Origin of the sequence: Psychroserpens sp. Hel_I_66 (genome assembly GCF_000799465.1) — a bacterium.
Taxonomy (GTDB): domain Bacteria; phylum Bacteroidota; class Bacteroidia; order Flavobacteriales; family Flavobacteriaceae; genus Psychroserpens.
Window position 1 is genome coordinate 3,344,409 of sequence record NZ_JUGU01000001.1, and the last position, 15,044, is coordinate 3,359,452.

The following is a 15,044-nucleotide window of genomic DNA, read 5'->3' on the forward strand; positions in this document are numbered from 1 at the left end:
TAATAAGCAAATGAACCTACAGGCAGAACTCAATAAAACAGGAGGCTTTAAAAATCTAGAATTACTCGCAAAGCAAGTAGTTGAAGGTTTTATAGCTGGAATGCATAAGAGTCCATTCCATGGTTTTTCTGCAGAATTTGCTGAGCATAAAATTTACAATCAAGGAGAAAGCACACGACACATCGACTGGAAGCTCTATGCCAAAACCGATAAGTTGTACACCAAGCGCTATGACGATGAAACAAATCTACGTTGTCACCTCATTGTAGACAACAGTAGCTCAATGCACTATCCCGAAATAAAAGAGTTTAATATCTCTAGATTAAATAAAATAGGGTTTTCAGCATTAGCATCTGCATCGCTAATGCACATATTAAAAAAGCAAAGAGATGCAGTAGGGCTTAGTATTTATAGTGATGCTTATGATTATTATTCTCCAGAAAAGGGAAGTGAGCGTCATCACCAAATGCTTCTGGCAGAGTTAAGCAATATGGTAGTTTCTAAACAAACAAACAAACAAACCGAGACATATACATATTTACATCAAATTGCAGAAAATATTAATAGACGCTCTTTGATTTTTTTCTTTACAGACATGTTTCAAACAGAAACAGATGACACAAAGTTATTTGAAGCTCTAAGGCATTTAAAATATAATAAGCACGAAGTCGTACTATTTCATGTAATAGATAAAGAAAAGGAGCTTAAATTTGATTTTGATAATACCCCAAAGCGATTTATAGATGTTGAGACAAATGAGTTTATAAATTTGTATCCAGATACAGTAAAACAAGGATATGAAAGTGCAGTAACAGAATACTTTAAGAGCATTAGATTAAAATGTGGCCAATACCAAATTAAATATGTTCAAGCCGACATTAATAAGTCCTTTGACAAAATATTAACGACCTATATGGTCGAGAGACAAAAATTTATTTAAAAAATTTGTCAAAAATTGTGGTAAAATATTTGTGATATTAAAAATCGAATGTATATTTGCCCTCGCAATAAAGCAACGGTCTGGTAGTTCAGCTGGTTAGAATGTCGCCCTGTCACGGCGAAGGTCGCGGGTTCGAGTCCCGTCCAGACCGCTAAAAAATTGCAAAACTAAAGCTCTAAGAAATTAGAGCTTTTTTTAAGCAATAAAAAGAAGTTGTGTTGTTCTCAGAGAAATCTGAGAGTAGTTGTAAGACACTCAATGTTGTTGAGTGCTTACCAATGAGAAGCTTTCCTTTTTTCTTAATAAGAAGATTGGGATGCTTTTTTGTTTTAGAATAGTTGTATTGTACTTAATACAGAAAGTTATGAACACGTAATTAACAAATTTTAGGAAAAATTTGTTTTTTATCGGATAAAATTAGCATTTTATCGGATTTCATTTTGACGTTCATATAATTAGCCTTATTTTTGTGTCCCTTAATAAGCCCCTAAGTTCACTTATCAAGGTTCATATTAATTAATTTTTAATTCAAAATCTGAAAGAGTTTTGAATTCTATTTGATTTTAGGCAAGTATTGCCAACAAGTTAATAATCCATTCTTCCCTCAAAATAGCATTTTAAATGCTGTATTGTTATTAACATAATTAAAATTGAATTTATAATCCCTAAAAATTAATTTAAAATGAAAACCCTAAAAATTACTTTACTACTATTAGCAGTATTATTTTTAACACTATCTGGACAAAGCAGTGATGCTATCGCAGATAATGACGAACCAACTTACAAAACCCAAAAACAATATGATTTATTAGCGCATGCTAAAAAGAAAGCAAAGCTTGATCCAAACGGATAATTTTACTCAATAAAATCAAAAAAAGCCCTTATATTTATAAGGGCTTTTTTTGGATTTAATAAATAAATTTATTCTATTTTTGAGGAATAACACTAAATAATTAGTATTGAATAAAATTTTAACACTAATTCTATTTTGCATAATCTCATTGTCATTTCAGGCTCAAACGAAAGAGAGTAAACTAAAAGAGGTTATTTCTTTAAGAAAAAAATCAAAAAATCAAAAAAACTCTCTCAATGAACGTCTTCAATATGCTATTGAGTCTGTAGAGATTGCAAAAAATATTAAACAAGATTCTTCTATATTACTTAGTAATAGGCAGTTGTCTGTTTTGTTTTATGAAAATGGACAATATGAAGATTATTTAAATCTAACAAGATCTAATATTCTACTTGCGGATAAGTTAAATGATTCTATGGCTATAGCCTTAGCTAACGATAATTTGGCAAGATATTATCATTCGGTTCAAGAAAATGACAGTGCTTATTTTTACTATTCAAAGGCTTTGAATTTTTATAACCTCACAAATGAACTAGAACAAAAAGCTACTATACTACTAAATATAGCCGATATACAGGATACCGAAAAAGATTATATAGGTAGCGAGGAGAACGCTATTAAGTCCCTTCGTGTTTTTGAGACTTTACCAAAAACAGAAGATATTTATGAGAGTTTATGGATTCTAAATAATTTATTAGGTATTATTTCTTTAAAACTTGGGGATTATGAGAAATCTTTAGAATACCACTATAAAGCAGAGTCAATTGCAGACGATATGCGAGAAGGTTTTTATAATAAGATTTTCTCTATTAACAATAGGGCTTTTGTTTATAGAGAGCAAAATCAATATGAGAAATCTTTAGAACTTTATGATGAATTAAGATCTATTAAAAACGAATATAACGAATACGACCCTACATTTTATCCTTTAGTTTTAGACAATTACGCATATACCAAATTTGTTGCTGGTGATAAGGATTACAATACTATTGAAAAGCTTTTTAAAGAAGCTTATTCTATAAGTGCCAGATTGGGTGATCCTATCACAAAACTGCAAGTGAGTATAGATATCTCTAAATTTTATCTCCAACAAAAGAAAATTGATTCCTCATTAAAATACGCTAACATTTCCTACAAATTGGCTAAAGAGACTTCTTCCAATGAAATTTTGTTAGATGTTTTGGAAGTCCTTTCAGAATTGAAAGAAGGTGAGGAAGGAAAAGATTATCTAAAAGAGCACATCAAGCTAAGTGATAGTCTGCTCAATCTCGAGAGAAACAAGAGAAACAAATTCGCAAGAATAGAATTTGAAACTGATAAAATAGAAGAGGAAAATGAGAAAATAACTGAGCAAAGGTTATGGTTGATAATTACCTCAATTGGTTTGTTATTTACGATATTTTTACTTTATATAATTGTCACTCAGCGCGCAAAAAACAAGGAGCTTAAATTTGAAAAAGACCAGCAAAAAGCAAATGAAGAGATTTATAATTTGATGTTATCTCAACAAGATAAGGTCGATGAGGCTAGAGCTAACGAAAAAATTAGAATTTCAGAAGAGCTCCATGATGGTATTTTAGGACGATTGTTCGGGACAAGGTTAAGTTTGGATAGTTTTAATTTTTCCGAAGGAAAAGAGGCAATACATAAACGTGCGAGTTACATTAGTGAACTTAAAATTATTGAGGACGATATTAGAAAAATATCACATGATTTAAATACAGATTTTGTATCTGGTTCTGGTTTTATGGGTATCGTTTCAGAATTAATTGAAAAGCAAACAGAAGCGTATCAACTGCAATCATCATTTGTTTATACCGATGATATCAACTGGGAAATGGTCACTAATAAGGCTAAGATAAATATTTATAGAATCATACAAGAATCGCTTCAAAATATTTACAAGCATGCCAACGCTAAGCTTGTGAAAATTAGTTTTCAATTAAAAAATAATGTAATTTGCTTATCAATAATTGACGATGGTGATGGGTTTGATGCCAATAAAAGCAAAAAAGGAATTGGCTTAAAAAATATTAATTCTAGAGTAGAGGAGGTTGGTGGTAATGTGAGATTTAACTCTAAAATAAATCAAGGTACTGAGGTTGAAATAATGATGCCTTACAAAAATTAAACACAATGCAACAAGTTCATATTTTAATGGTTGATGATCATCCCATAATTATTGAAGGTTATCAAAATACATTAATGGCTACTAAAAAGGACGACCAAACTCTGGTTATCGATACAGCTAATACCTGTGATGCTGCTCATATTTTAATGCAAAAAGCAGCCGATGAAAGACCTTACGATGTATGTTTTTTTGATATTAGTCTTCCACCATCTGCAGATGGAAAAATCACCTCTGGGGAGGATCTTGCGAAGATATCTAGAGAAATTATGCCTAGAGCAAAAGTGATTATTTTAACGATGTTCAATGAGTCTTATCGTATTCATAATATTGTTAGAGAAATAAGTCCTGATGGGTTTTTGATAAAAAGTGATTTGACATCCAGTGAACTGGCTGAAGCTTTTCAGCATATTTTAGTTGATCCACCATATTATAGTAGTACTGTAAGTAATTTTTTAAATAAATCTGTTGTTAATGAAATTTATGTAGATGATATTAACCGTAAAATACTTCACTTATTATCAAAAGGAATCAAGACAAGAAGTCTAACGGAATACATAGATTTGTCTATGAGCGCTATTGAAAAAAGAAAAAAGCAGCTCAAGCTTTTATTCTCGATTGAAGATGGTAAAGATGAATCTTTGATAATAGAAGCTCGAAAAAAAGGGTTTCTATAAATAAAACTGTTAAATAACCTATTTATTCTAATTTTATTGCTTCTTCAATCTCACGTTATCATTGAAAATTACGGTTTTTCCACACCATGTTTACGGTTTTTCCGTAACAAAAAGTTATTAACATTAAATATCTTTGAATAAGTCAACAAACGTTATTTTAATCCCTCTAAGTAATTTGTTGAATTAATAGCAACATAATTAAAACCTGATACCTCTCAACAAGTATCAGGTTTTTTTGGTTTGAAATACTTTCACTATTTATTAGGCATTCAAGATCACTAAAATATGTTCGTGATAGATATGTGACGTTATAATTATATCATAGATAGATAACCTATGCTTACAGTTTTATAACTAAAAAATTAGTTTAAACTAATTTTTTAGTTATATTTGTTTATCAGAAAATGAAAACGAAATCATGAAACAACTCACAAAAGCTGAAGAAGAGATCATGCAAGTCCTCTGGCAATTAGAAAAAGCCAATGTAAAAGACGTTATCAATCAACTTCCAGAACCAAAACCTGCATACAACACCGTATCTACGATTATTAGAATTCTTGAAAATAAAGGGTTTGTAGATTATAAAAAGCAAGGTAAGGGGCACATCTATTTTCCGCTTCTCAAAAAGCAAGAGTATAGTAACCAATCTATTAATAATTTAGTAGACAACTATTTTCAAGGTTCTTTTAAAAGCATGGTGTCTTTTTTTGTCAAGAAAAATGATGTCGATTTAAAAGATATGGAAGCGATTTTAAAGGAAATTAACAAAACAAACCAATAACATGTTACACTATATCATACAAGTCGTTGCGTTTCAATTACTGTTTTTAATTATCTATGATTTGTTTCTGCGAAAGGAAACTTTTTTCACCCTCAATCGTATCTATCTGTTAAGTACATCCATATTATCGTTGGTGATTCCCTTTGTCAAAATAGAGCGCATAAAAGAAGTAGTACCCAAAGATTTTGTAATTAGCCTACCAGAAGTTCTCATTGGTGACACCACAAAGCCAGCAAGCGCAATTGATCCTACCACTACTTTAGAAGCAGGCATCAATATTGGGCCACAACCAGTTTCTATTTGGAATATCATATTAATATCTGGGATGTGTGTTGCTGCCTTGATTTTAGTCTATAAAATCATTAAACTATTCTTGTTGGTGTCTAAAAATCCAAAATATCGAAATGGAAAAGTGTTGATTATCTCTTTATTGAATAGCACAAAAGCCTTTTCATTTTTTAACTACATCTTTTTAGGAAATCGTTTGACTGCAAAAGAAAGTACGTCAATTTTAGAACATGAAATGGTACATATCAAACAAAATCACTCATTAGATCTTTTGTTTTTTGAACTATCCCGTATCGTCTTCTGGTTCAATCCATTGGTTTACATCTATCAAAATAGAATTGCAACAGTTCACGAATATATAGCAGATGCCAAAGCAGTAAAAGGAAAAAATAAGGCAGACTATTACGATAATTTACTAATCCAGGTCTTTGAGACCCAACAATTCTCATTTGTCAATCCATTTTTTAAAAAATCATTAATCAAAAAACGAATCGTTATGTTAAGCAAATCAAAATCAAAACAAATCAATTTGGTCAAATATGCATTACTCATCCCAATGGTATTTACAATGCTCATTTATACATCCTCTTATGCTCAAGATAAAATTACGACTTCTTCGGAAATTGAAAACCAAGACACTCAGGAGTTGACAGATGAGGAGCTAAAACAAAAACTCTATGAGGAATTAGTAGAAATGGAGAAAGACGGTAAATCGTCTATTGAAATTAAGAATTTCATTATGAACAATGACACTCATAAATACCTTAAGTCTAGAATAGAATATTATAAACTTGGAGTTTATATGACATACATGCTAGAATCTGCAAAAAAAAGAAATTCTGAAAATTCGTCCTCTAGCGAAAACTTTGCTGAACTTGAAAACTCACTATCTAATCAAAGAACTTATAAAGAGTACGTTGAATGGAAAAAAACCGATGAAGCCAAATCAAGTTGGGAAAATAAAAATATTGATGGAGTTTTAAAACTATTTGTTGAGGACTTAAACAATCTAACTTCCGAAGAAAGGAAAAAAAGAGCAGAGAAGTTAGAGTTGCTAAATACCAACGATTTTTATCACAAGCTCATTGTATCAGATTATTATGATTCAAATGTTTTTGACTTCGGAAAAGAAAAAAACACTTTTAAATTCAATACTAATGATGACATAGAAATCATCGAAGTTGACGAAAATATTGAAGTCCCATTCGCAATAATCGAAGAAACACCAACCTTCACCTTCTGCGAATCTCTAGAAACAAACCAAGAGCGAAAAGAATGTATGAGTGACAACATCTCAAAACATGTTGCTACAAACTTTAATACCAAACTAGCAGATAGTCTAGGTTTGACAGGTCGCCAACGTATAAACGTTGTTTTTAAAATCGATAAACAAGGAGATATTATCGATGTCAAATCTAGAGCATCACACCCTGCCCTAGAAGAAGAAGCCATTAGAGTTATTAAAACCTTACCTCAATTAGTTCCAGGAAAACAAAAAGGAAAAGCAGTTGTAGTGCCTTATAGCTTACCAATTATTTTTCAAGTTAAGGCAGATAATACAAATGCCTCTGAAAACACAAATCTAAATGATATTATAAAATCGTTAAAAGAGTCTCTTGCGAATTCAGTAAATAGTCAAGTAAAAAAAATACTTTTTAGTGAAGTAGATCAAGTGCCAATGCACGAAGCATGTGCTGGCTTAACTAGTAACGAAGATCAAAAAAAGTGTATCTCAAACGAGATTTCAATGTTTGTCAATAAAAATTTTAATCTAGACCTCGCTTCAAAATTAGGTTTGAAAGGAAGACAACAAATTAGTGCATTGTTTGCTATTAATAAAAATGGTGAAACTCAAGATATTAAAGTTAGGGCTCCACACCCAGAATTAGAGAAAGAAACTGAAAGGGTTATTAAAGCATTACCACAGTTTATACCAGGTATGCATAATGGTAAATCTGTAACCGTGATGTATAGCCTGCCAATACTATTTCAAGTAGCAGACGATACTAAAGACAACAAGAAAAATTGATGAGAGCAAATTTAATAGGCATCTGTACGTTATTCTTTTTTATTTCTGAAGCTCAGCAACCCATATTGCAAAAAGCAGACAGTTTATACAACAATGGTAATTACAGCAAAGCTATTGATGTCTATAAAATCTATGATAATCAGGCTGAAGTTCATGATCAAATAGCAAAAGCTTACGTCGCAATTGGTAATTATGAAAGCGCTTTAGATTATTATAAACTAGCTGCTGAGGCTCAACCAAACAACGGATTGATTTTATATGAATACGCAAGATTGCTCTCAAAAACCAAAAAGTTTGAAGCGTCGATAGACGTGTTTAATAAGTTGATGAACATCGATTACCGTAATCCTAATTACCATTACGAAATGGGATTGGCGCTCGAGCGTATGGGAGATTCTACAGCAATAAATAGGTTTCGTTCTGCTTACGATCTTGATGACACGCACCAAAAAGCGATCTATCAAGTGGCAAAATATTATTTAAAGAAAGGCAATCATAAACTTGTAGATCAATATACAGAAAAAGGACTGGAGAGTTACAAGGATAACATTGAACTTATTAGCCTAAAAGCGCAAAGCTATTACCACAGAGAATATTACAAACAATCGCGTTATTGGTTTGAGAAATTAGTGGAGTTGGGAGAAACTTCAGAATTTATTCACGAAAAACTAAGCATAATCTATGATGCTTTTTCAGAATATGAACTCGCCATAGAACAACGTAAAAAAATATTGGAACTCAATCCTTACGACTCAAATTCAATGCTTTTGATTGGTAAATATTATGAAAGCCTAAAGGATTATGTTAATTCAGAAAAGTACATTAGACAAGCACTTAAATTAAAAGATGTGCCTCTAGATTACGAATACCAACTGCTTGGTAGTGTTTTGAACAGACAAGATAAAAGCAAGGAAGCCATTGAGGCATTTCAAAAATCAATAAAGGAAAATCCCGAAAATATAATGTCAGAATTCTTCATCATTTCTACAAAAGACAAGTACTATGCAGATCTAGACATTAAGATTAAAATGTATGAAGATTTTAGAGATAAATATCCAGGAACCTTTTATTCCAAGTTTGCAGCCCAGAGAATTTCAGAATTAAAAGAAGAGAAATTTTTAAAGGCCAAAGACTAAAAGATTTTAATATCTAAAAAAATTGTACTTTTCGGTTTCAGTTTATTAATTATGAACCGCGTACTCGCTTTTTTATTTCTAACCACGTTTTGCTCCTGTGAATTTATCGAGAAGAAGAAAGTCTATTCTAATGACATCGTTGAGGAAGAACTCCAAACCTTCAATTGGAATGATGTTGACGAGTATCCCTCTTTTGAATCCTGCGAAGCAACATTAGATAAAGCCAATAAAAAAGCCTGCTTTGAGAACACGTTGAGAGAAATTCTCAATAAAAATCTAGCAAAATATAAAATTATCGTTTCCGAAGAAATCCACGATACCATACATTTAAAAATCACGATTGATAATGATGGCGAATTTGTTGTTGATGATATCATTAGCAATGAAAAAACGCAAGCAGAAATACCAAAACTAGACAGTTTACTTCGGAAAAGTTTAGACTCACTTCCAAAAATCTACCCAGCAATTAAGAGAAGTCAGCACGTTAAAACGCAGTTTAGCTTACCTGTAATTATTAAGATTGATTAATGATTTTTCTTCGGAAATCATAATTAATATATAAAAGAGGGCGAGGTAAAACCACCTAAAAAAGTAGCCTTAAACAATAAGATTATAGTTTTTTTATTTAAAAAATTACTATAAATTAAACTTATAACCAATAGCGAAATCCTGTGAGAAGTTACCTTGATTGTCCAAAAACACAGCGAAGAGCTCGTTGTAAGCTAGAGTGATATAGCTGTTTTCGGTAACCCGAATATCTGCTCCAACACCAAATATGAAAGGAACATCAAACGCGGTTTGATTAAAGCTTTCGGTAGTTGGTAGACCTTCATTTTGAGTAACTACAGTTGCATCAGAAAAATTTACAGTTGCAAATTTTACATTTCCGTAGAAACTAAAAGAGGCTTTATTGATAAACCTAAAACGGTAACCAAGAGCTATTTCTGTTGTAGAATATTGTAATTCATCTTGCTCAAGTACATGTTTTACTTGTAAAAAAGCTGCATGTCTGGATATTTGACCAGCATCCAAAACTTCTAATTCACCTCCAAAAAGAGGTGTTGTGAGATTGTCTGGATTGGTTATAAATGGATTGTTTGTGAATCCGCCAAAAACACCGAGCCTAAAATGTAATTTATTACGTACCGCTGTAGATTGGTAGGACGAATCGACGCTGCCATTGTAATCATCAATAAATTCCTTGAGGCTAAAAAGGGTGAGATTTAATTTTTTAGTTGACATCGCTTCATTGGTCAACTCGTTTAAAAGTGTTTTGTATTGTTCTTGAAATTTACCGTCTACTTTAGTGTTTTTAAGTTCAGTAATTTCATTATTTTCTGTTCTTACAAAATAGCGGTATTTGCCATCTATGATATTCCAAAGTAAATCTAATTTGCCATCTACTTCAGTTTTTAATTCTAACATTTCTCCATCAACTGTATAGGTTTCTTGAGCTTCTAAAAAACTGAAAGACAGTAAAAAACAAAATAAGCAAACAATCTTTTTCATTTCATATATGGATTTGGATTAATGTAAATCTAACAAAAAAAATTGATAGTTTTCACAGTTATTATTTCTTGTAAGTTCTGTCTTTCCATTTGTAATTTTTAAACATAGAAATGAATACTATATATACACTAAAAAAAGGATACAACAAAAATGAAAAAAAATAGGACGATAAATACTGCTCTTGATTGAAAAACCGTGAGGCTTTAAAGATGAGTAAAAAGTCAATTAAAAACTTAATAGAAATTGTATAAATCACCGGTTTTAGAGAAATGACGCCTAGCGCAAAAAGTAATGGTAAACCTATTAATAGCGCATTCATGAGAAGTACTAAAATACCCGTTAGTTTTGCAAATGCACTTTTATAACGTGTTGTTTTTGAAGCCCATCTCACGCGTTGGGACTTTAAGCTCGTGAAATTTTCTTCTGCTGAGGTGGTCACAATACTGTGCGTATTTTTCACATAATAAACACTATTGCGATCGATTTTTAAGAATTTTTCTAACAGAAAAATATCATCACCACTAGCAATATTAGAGTTGCCTTCAAAGCCTTTTGCACTCTCAAAAACAGATTTTTTATAAGCCATATTTGCACCATTACAAAGTATTGGTTTTTTTATGCCAAAACTACCAATAGTTGCACCTTGCAAACTCAAAAAATCTAACAATTGAAATCGCCTAAAAAATGAATCAATAGTAGTATAGGTTACTGGTGCAATTAACATATTGGGTTTTTGATTTTGAATTAAATCATCAAACGTATCCAGCCAAAATTTGGGGAGTACACAGTCAGCATCTGTGGTGACGATCCAATCGTTTTTTGAGTTTTTTATGGCTAGAGTAATGGCATCTTTTTTTGGCGATTGGCTTATCCTTTCATTGTTGATTATTTTGACGTCAAAATCTTTATGTTTTTCAATATATCTTGTAATAATTTCTGCGGAAAGATCACCAGACTCATCATCAACAAAAATGATCTCAAATTTAGATTTTGGGTAGGTTAATTTAGAAATTGAAGACAGCAAAATCGGTAAATTAGATGCTTCATTTCTAAAAGGAATAACGATTGAAAATTTTGTTTTGGGAGCTAAATCCTGTAATTGTATTAGTGGCACTTTATCAAAACCGTAGATAAGACTTCCTATTAGCAGCACGTACGAAACAACGATTATAAATAAAATAACAAGCATGAGTTAAGTGTTGGTTTTTTGAAGTTTAAAGTTAAGCACGTAATAGCTCCCAATCATACTAGGAAGCACAAAATTAAGAATCCACATGATACTAATACAACTAAGTATAGTAAATTCATTAACGCCAACACCAACAATAGAGAATAAATATACTGCGACACTTCCTTTAATAACAACATCAAAAATGAATATCGAGGGAATGACCGAAGCCAGCAAATAGATTGAAGTAATAACTATCATAGCATCTATATAACCCAATGAAACTCCAAAAATAGTTAAGATCACATAAAACTGAAATGAGAAAATCAAATACCTGGCAATAGAAAAAGCAAAGGCTAAAAATTGAATTTTAAGAGGCAAATTTTTAAAAAAACTTTTCAATTTTTCTACGGAAAATCCTTTAATCTTCAACCTATTTCTATAAAGGCCTAAAACAACCAATCCCAAAACAATACAGCCAATTATTACTATATTCAAAAATTTAAAGTAGCTAATATTCAAATCATAAATAGTTTGCATCGCAAACAAACCAATACAACCAAATAGAACCGTTACGGTCATTTGCGTCATATTGCCAACCAGGTTGAGCAGCATGATCTTCTTTCGGGATGCTTTATCATAATAGATGGCTTTTGCGCCATATTCTCCAATACGGTTTGGTGTAATTAAAGAAGCGGTCAATGATGCCAAAGATTGTTCAAGCGCATTTTTAAATGAAATAAGTTTAATATACTTCACTAATGTTTTCCATTTTAGGATTTCAAAAAACCAATTAAAAATGCTCAAAAAGACTAAAAAACTGATGGTTTTGATCGAAAAAAAACGATTTTCATTTAGATTTTGAATAAAATCCTCAAAATTTAAATTCTCATTGGTTGTTAATTTATAGTAGATAAAATAAAAAGCACCAACAACAATACTTAATTTAATAAGTACAAAAAAGAATTGTTTAGTTTTGTAAGGAAGACCTCCAAAATTCATAAATCTAACGATGTATTCTTGGCGCAAATTAAACCATTATAATGATATGAACTCAAATAATAAACTGCAAAAACTAAGTATTCTCATAATTGCATTTGTATGTTTCTCCTATAGCTACGCACAAAAACCAACAAATCTAATCAAGGCCCAAATAGCTTTGGGTATCAATAGCCCATCACAATCTGGCTTTGTTGAAGGTTTTCAAGCGCAATCTGTAAATTTTCCGACTGTAAATTTAGGAGTTCAATATATGTTTAAACCGCAATTGGGAGGAAAACTAGATTTTGGTTTCAATCGGTTTTCAAGTGATGACAACTCACTTGACTTTAAAACCAACTATACAAGAATCAATGCGCAATTAGTGTACGACCCAACCGTATCGATAGGCTTTTTACCGCCTCAAATTGGTTTGGTTACCCATGCTGGACCTGGTTATTCTTTTATAAAACCTTTGGGCGAATTTGGTAATAATAAAACCTCCTACTTAAATCTAATGGCAGGTTTAGAAGTCCATTATGCGCTTAGCCAATACATGTCACTCTATACAGATGTCTCATATATTGCAGGTTTTGGTAGCGATTTTGATACAATTACAGATGGCTTTGGCTCGTTTAACGGTAATCTTTTGACCATTACCTTCGGAATCACATTTTCACTAAGCGGTTGCCAATATTGTTAATTGATGAGCAACGAAAAAATCATATTAGGGATTGACCCAGGCACGACGATTATGGGTTTCGGACTCATAAAAGTGGTTGGGAAAAAGATGGAATTCTTGCAACTTAATGAGCTCGATTTAAAAAAATACTCCGATCATTACTTAAAGCTAAAGCTCATTTTTGAACGTACCGTTGAGCTCATAGACACGCACCATCCAGATGAAATTGCAATTGAAGCACCTTTCTTCGGAAAAAATGTACAAAGTATGCTCAAATTAGGAAGAGCGCAAGGTGTCGCTATGGCAGCAGGATTGTCGAGAGAAGTCCCAATCACAGAGTATGCGCCAAAAAAAATAAAAATGGCAATTACAGGTAGCGGTACAGCAAGTAAAGAGCAAGTTGCCAAAATGCTTCAAAGTTTGTTAGGCTTAAAAAGCTTACCTAAAAATCTGGATTCAATGGATGGTCTCGCAGCAGCTGTTTGTCATTTCTACAACCAAGGTCGCATAGAAATTGGTAAAAGTTATACAGGCTGGAGTGCTTTTGTAAAACAGAATGAAGATCGAGTTAAAAAATAGTTGATTTCTTTAATCATTACATTGCCATTTAGCATTTGATGCGGAATGTATTTTGTAAATTCTCAGAGACGATCTATTAAACACAACACTAAAAAAATAAACGTAAAAACTAATGTCTGGCATCTATATCCACATCCCATTCTGCAAACAAGCCTGCCATTATTGCGACTTTCACTTTTCGACCTCGTTAAAAAAGAAAGATGAACTCATCAATGCATTAGCAAAAGAATTGTTTCTTCGGAAAGCAGAATTTCAAAACACTACCGTAGAAACCATCTATTTTGGAGGTGGCACACCTTCCGTTTTGTCAATAGACGAATTACAATTTTTAATAGACAGCGTTTACAAGCATTATAACGTTTCCGAAGCACCCGAAATCACCCTTGAGGCAAATCCCGATGATCTCATTCAAGCGCAACAGGTATCAAAACATAATTCAAATACATCTTCAATTTTTGAGAACTATAAAAAAATCGGTATCAATAGACTTTCAATTGGGATTCAATCTTTTTTTGAAACCGATTTAAAACTCATGAATCGCGCTCACAATGCAGAAGAAGCTAAACAATGTCTGGAAGAAGCGACTCAGTATTTTAATAATATTTCTTTAGATTTAATCTACGGAATTCCTGGTTTGAGCAATGAAAAATGGAAAGAAAATATCGAGATAGCACTCAGCTACGGGATTCCCCATATTTCAAGTTATGCGCTTACTGTTGAGCCAAAAACCGCTTTAGAACGTTTTATAAAAAAAGGTATCATTGATGATGTTGATGATGATTTGGCGCATGAGCAATTTCATATTTTGATCGCGACTTTAGAGAACCATGATTTTGTGCATTATGAGTTGTCTAATTTTGGTAAAGCGGGATTTTTCAGTAGAAATAATTCGGCATATTGGCAAGGCAAACCTTATTTGGGCATTGGACCTTCTGCACATTCTTTCTGCGGAAATGAGCGTAGCTGGAACATTCGTAATAATTCAAAATATATAGCCTCTATTGAGGATGGCAAACTTCCGAAGGAAACAGAAAAATTAACACAAACAGATAAGTACAACGAGTACGTCATGACTGGTTTGCGAACGATTTGGGGAGTGTCGTTGCAAAAAGTCGAAGCAGATTTTGGATTGCAGTTCAAAAAATACCTTTTAGAGCAATCACAGACCTTCATAAATAAACAATTATTGTATATTGAAGATGAAAAGCTGAAAGTCACCAAAAGCGGAAAATTTTTAAGTGACGGTATTGCTTCAAGCCTATTCAAACTCAATTTATAATCCTGAAAATTCAGCAT

At 32.1% G+C, this 15,044-nt stretch carries 14 protein-coding genes and 1 tRNA gene; 12 read left to right on the forward strand and 3 right to left on the reverse strand.

The window, feature by feature from the left end:
* Positions 1-10 precede the first annotated feature (10 nt).
* The 9 genes from GQ40_RS14875 (at position 11) to GQ40_RS14910 (ending at position 9,360) form a co-directional block, all read left to right on the forward strand.
* The gene (locus tag GQ40_RS14875; RefSeq protein WP_047550150.1) at positions 11-940 is read left to right on the forward strand and encodes a DUF58 domain-containing protein; all 930 of its coding nucleotides are present in this window, start codon (positions 11-13) and stop codon (positions 938-940) included.
* Between the two features lie 77 nt (positions 941-1,017).
* Positions 1,018-1,091 (forward strand) — tRNA-Asp (locus GQ40_RS14880).
* Positions 1,092-1,622: 531 nt separating this feature from the next.
* Positions 1,623-1,793: a hypothetical protein gene (locus GQ40_RS17645; protein ID WP_156115598.1), complete on the forward strand. Its 171-nt coding sequence runs from the start codon at positions 1,623-1,625 to the stop codon at positions 1,791-1,793.
* Between the two features lie 106 nt (positions 1,794-1,899).
* Positions 1,900-3,924 (forward strand): tetratricopeptide repeat-containing sensor histidine kinase, encoded by a 2,025-nt coding sequence (locus GQ40_RS14885; RefSeq protein ID WP_156115599.1) that lies wholly within the window; start codon positions 1,900-1,902, stop codon positions 3,922-3,924.
* Between the two features lie 5 nt (positions 3,925-3,929).
* A complete protein-coding gene (locus GQ40_RS14890; RefSeq protein ID WP_047550153.1) occupies positions 3,930-4,598 on the forward strand; it encodes a response regulator in 669 nt (222 codons plus the stop codon).
* A gap of 418 nt (positions 4,599-5,016) precedes the next feature.
* Positions 5,017-5,379 carry a BlaI/MecI/CopY family transcriptional regulator gene (locus tag GQ40_RS14895; protein WP_047550156.1) on the forward strand — a complete coding sequence of 121 codons (363 nt, stop codon included), beginning with the start codon at positions 5,017-5,019 and terminating at the stop codon, positions 5,377-5,379.
* A 1-nt stretch (position 5,380) separates the two neighbouring features.
* Positions 5,381-7,696, forward strand: coding sequence for a M56 family metallopeptidase (locus GQ40_RS17290; RefSeq protein ID WP_052184286.1), 2,316 nt, complete (start codon positions 5,381-5,383; stop codon positions 7,694-7,696).
* Entirely contained in the window at positions 7,696-8,832 is a 1,137-nt protein-coding gene (locus GQ40_RS14905) for a tetratricopeptide repeat protein (protein WP_047550157.1), read from the forward strand. Before GQ40_RS17290 ends, GQ40_RS14905 begins: the two co-directional genes overlap by 1 nt.
* 51 nt (positions 8,833-8,883) lie before the next feature.
* On the forward strand, positions 8,884-9,360 hold the full coding sequence (locus GQ40_RS14910) for a hypothetical protein (protein ID WP_047550160.1): 477 nt from the start codon (positions 8,884-8,886) through the stop codon (positions 9,358-9,360).
* A 108-nt stretch (positions 9,361-9,468) separates the two neighbouring features.
* On the opposite strand, the gene GQ40_RS14915 is transcribed toward GQ40_RS14910, so the two are convergent.
* The 3 genes from GQ40_RS14915 to GQ40_RS14925 form a co-directional block, all read right to left on the reverse strand.
* Positions 9,469-10,341, reverse strand: a complete 873-nt coding sequence (locus GQ40_RS14915; protein ID WP_047550164.1) for a hypothetical protein — start codon at positions 10,339-10,341, stop codon at positions 9,469-9,471.
* Positions 10,342-10,402: 61 nt separating this feature from the next.
* Positions 10,403-11,530 (reverse strand): glycosyltransferase family 2 protein, encoded by a 1,128-nt coding sequence (locus GQ40_RS14920; RefSeq protein ID WP_047550166.1) that lies wholly within the window; start codon positions 11,528-11,530, stop codon positions 10,403-10,405.
* Between the two features lie 3 nt (positions 11,531-11,533).
* A complete protein-coding gene (locus tag GQ40_RS14925) occupies positions 11,534-12,511 on the reverse strand; it encodes a lysylphosphatidylglycerol synthase domain-containing protein (protein WP_047550168.1) in 978 nt (325 codons plus the stop codon).
* Positions 12,512-12,557: 46 nt separating this feature from the next.
* Here GQ40_RS14925 and GQ40_RS14930 point away from each other — a divergent pair, with 46 nt between their 5' ends.
* The 3 genes from GQ40_RS14930 (at position 12,558) to hemW (ending at position 15,027) form a co-directional block, all read left to right on the forward strand.
* Complete coding sequence (locus GQ40_RS14930; protein ID WP_047552037.1) at positions 12,558-13,190, forward strand: outer membrane beta-barrel protein; 633 nt, start codon at positions 12,558-12,560, stop codon at positions 13,188-13,190.
* 3 nt (positions 13,191-13,193) lie between these two features.
* A complete protein-coding gene (gene ruvC / locus GQ40_RS14935; protein WP_047550174.1) occupies positions 13,194-13,748 on the forward strand; it encodes a crossover junction endodeoxyribonuclease RuvC in 555 nt (184 codons plus the stop codon).
* A 112-nt stretch (positions 13,749-13,860) separates the two neighbouring features.
* Positions 13,861-15,027: a radical SAM family heme chaperone HemW gene (gene hemW / locus GQ40_RS14940; protein WP_047550177.1), complete on the forward strand. Its 1,167-nt coding sequence runs from the start codon at positions 13,861-13,863 to the stop codon at positions 15,025-15,027.
* Positions 15,028-15,044 lie beyond the last annotated feature (17 nt).

What these genes read in the sequence shown, in the direction of transcription:
- GQ40_RS14875 (WP_047550150.1), top strand. Translation starts at nt 11, where the DNA reads ATGAACCTACAGGCAGAACTCAATAAAACAGGAGGCTTTAAAAATCTA.
- GQ40_RS17645 (WP_156115598.1), top strand. Translation starts at nt 1,623, where the DNA reads ATGAAAACCCTAAAAATTACTTTACTACTATTAGCAGTATTATTTTTA.
- GQ40_RS14890 (WP_047550153.1), top strand. Translation starts at nt 3,930, where the DNA reads ATGCAACAAGTTCATATTTTAATGGTTGATGATCATCCCATAATTATT.
- GQ40_RS14895 (WP_047550156.1), top strand. Translation starts at nt 5,017, where the DNA reads ATGAAACAACTCACAAAAGCTGAAGAAGAGATCATGCAAGTCCTCTGG.
- GQ40_RS17290 (WP_052184286.1), top strand. Translation starts at nt 5,381, where the DNA reads ATGTTACACTATATCATACAAGTCGTTGCGTTTCAATTACTGTTTTTA.
- GQ40_RS14905 (WP_047550157.1), top strand. Translation starts at nt 7,696, where the DNA reads ATGAGAGCAAATTTAATAGGCATCTGTACGTTATTCTTTTTTATTTCT.
- GQ40_RS14910 (WP_047550160.1), top strand. Translation starts at nt 8,884, where the DNA reads ATGAACCGCGTACTCGCTTTTTTATTTCTAACCACGTTTTGCTCCTGT.
- GQ40_RS14915 (WP_047550164.1), bottom strand. Translation starts at nt 10,341, where the DNA reads ATGAAAAAGATTGTTTGCTTATTTTGTTTTTTACTGTCTTTCAGTTTT.
- GQ40_RS14920 (WP_047550166.1), bottom strand. Translation starts at nt 11,530, where the DNA reads ATGCTTGTTATTTTATTTATAATCGTTGTTTCGTACGTGCTGCTAATA.
- GQ40_RS14925 (WP_047550168.1), bottom strand. Translation starts at nt 12,511, where the DNA reads ATGAATTTTGGAGGTCTTCCTTACAAAACTAAACAATTCTTTTTTGTA.
- GQ40_RS14930 (WP_047552037.1), top strand. Translation starts at nt 12,558, where the DNA reads ATGAACTCAAATAATAAACTGCAAAAACTAAGTATTCTCATAATTGCA.
- ruvC (WP_047550174.1), top strand. Translation starts at nt 13,194, where the DNA reads ATGAGCAACGAAAAAATCATATTAGGGATTGACCCAGGCACGACGATT.
- hemW (WP_047550177.1), top strand. Translation starts at nt 13,861, where the DNA reads ATGTCTGGCATCTATATCCACATCCCATTCTGCAAACAAGCCTGCCAT.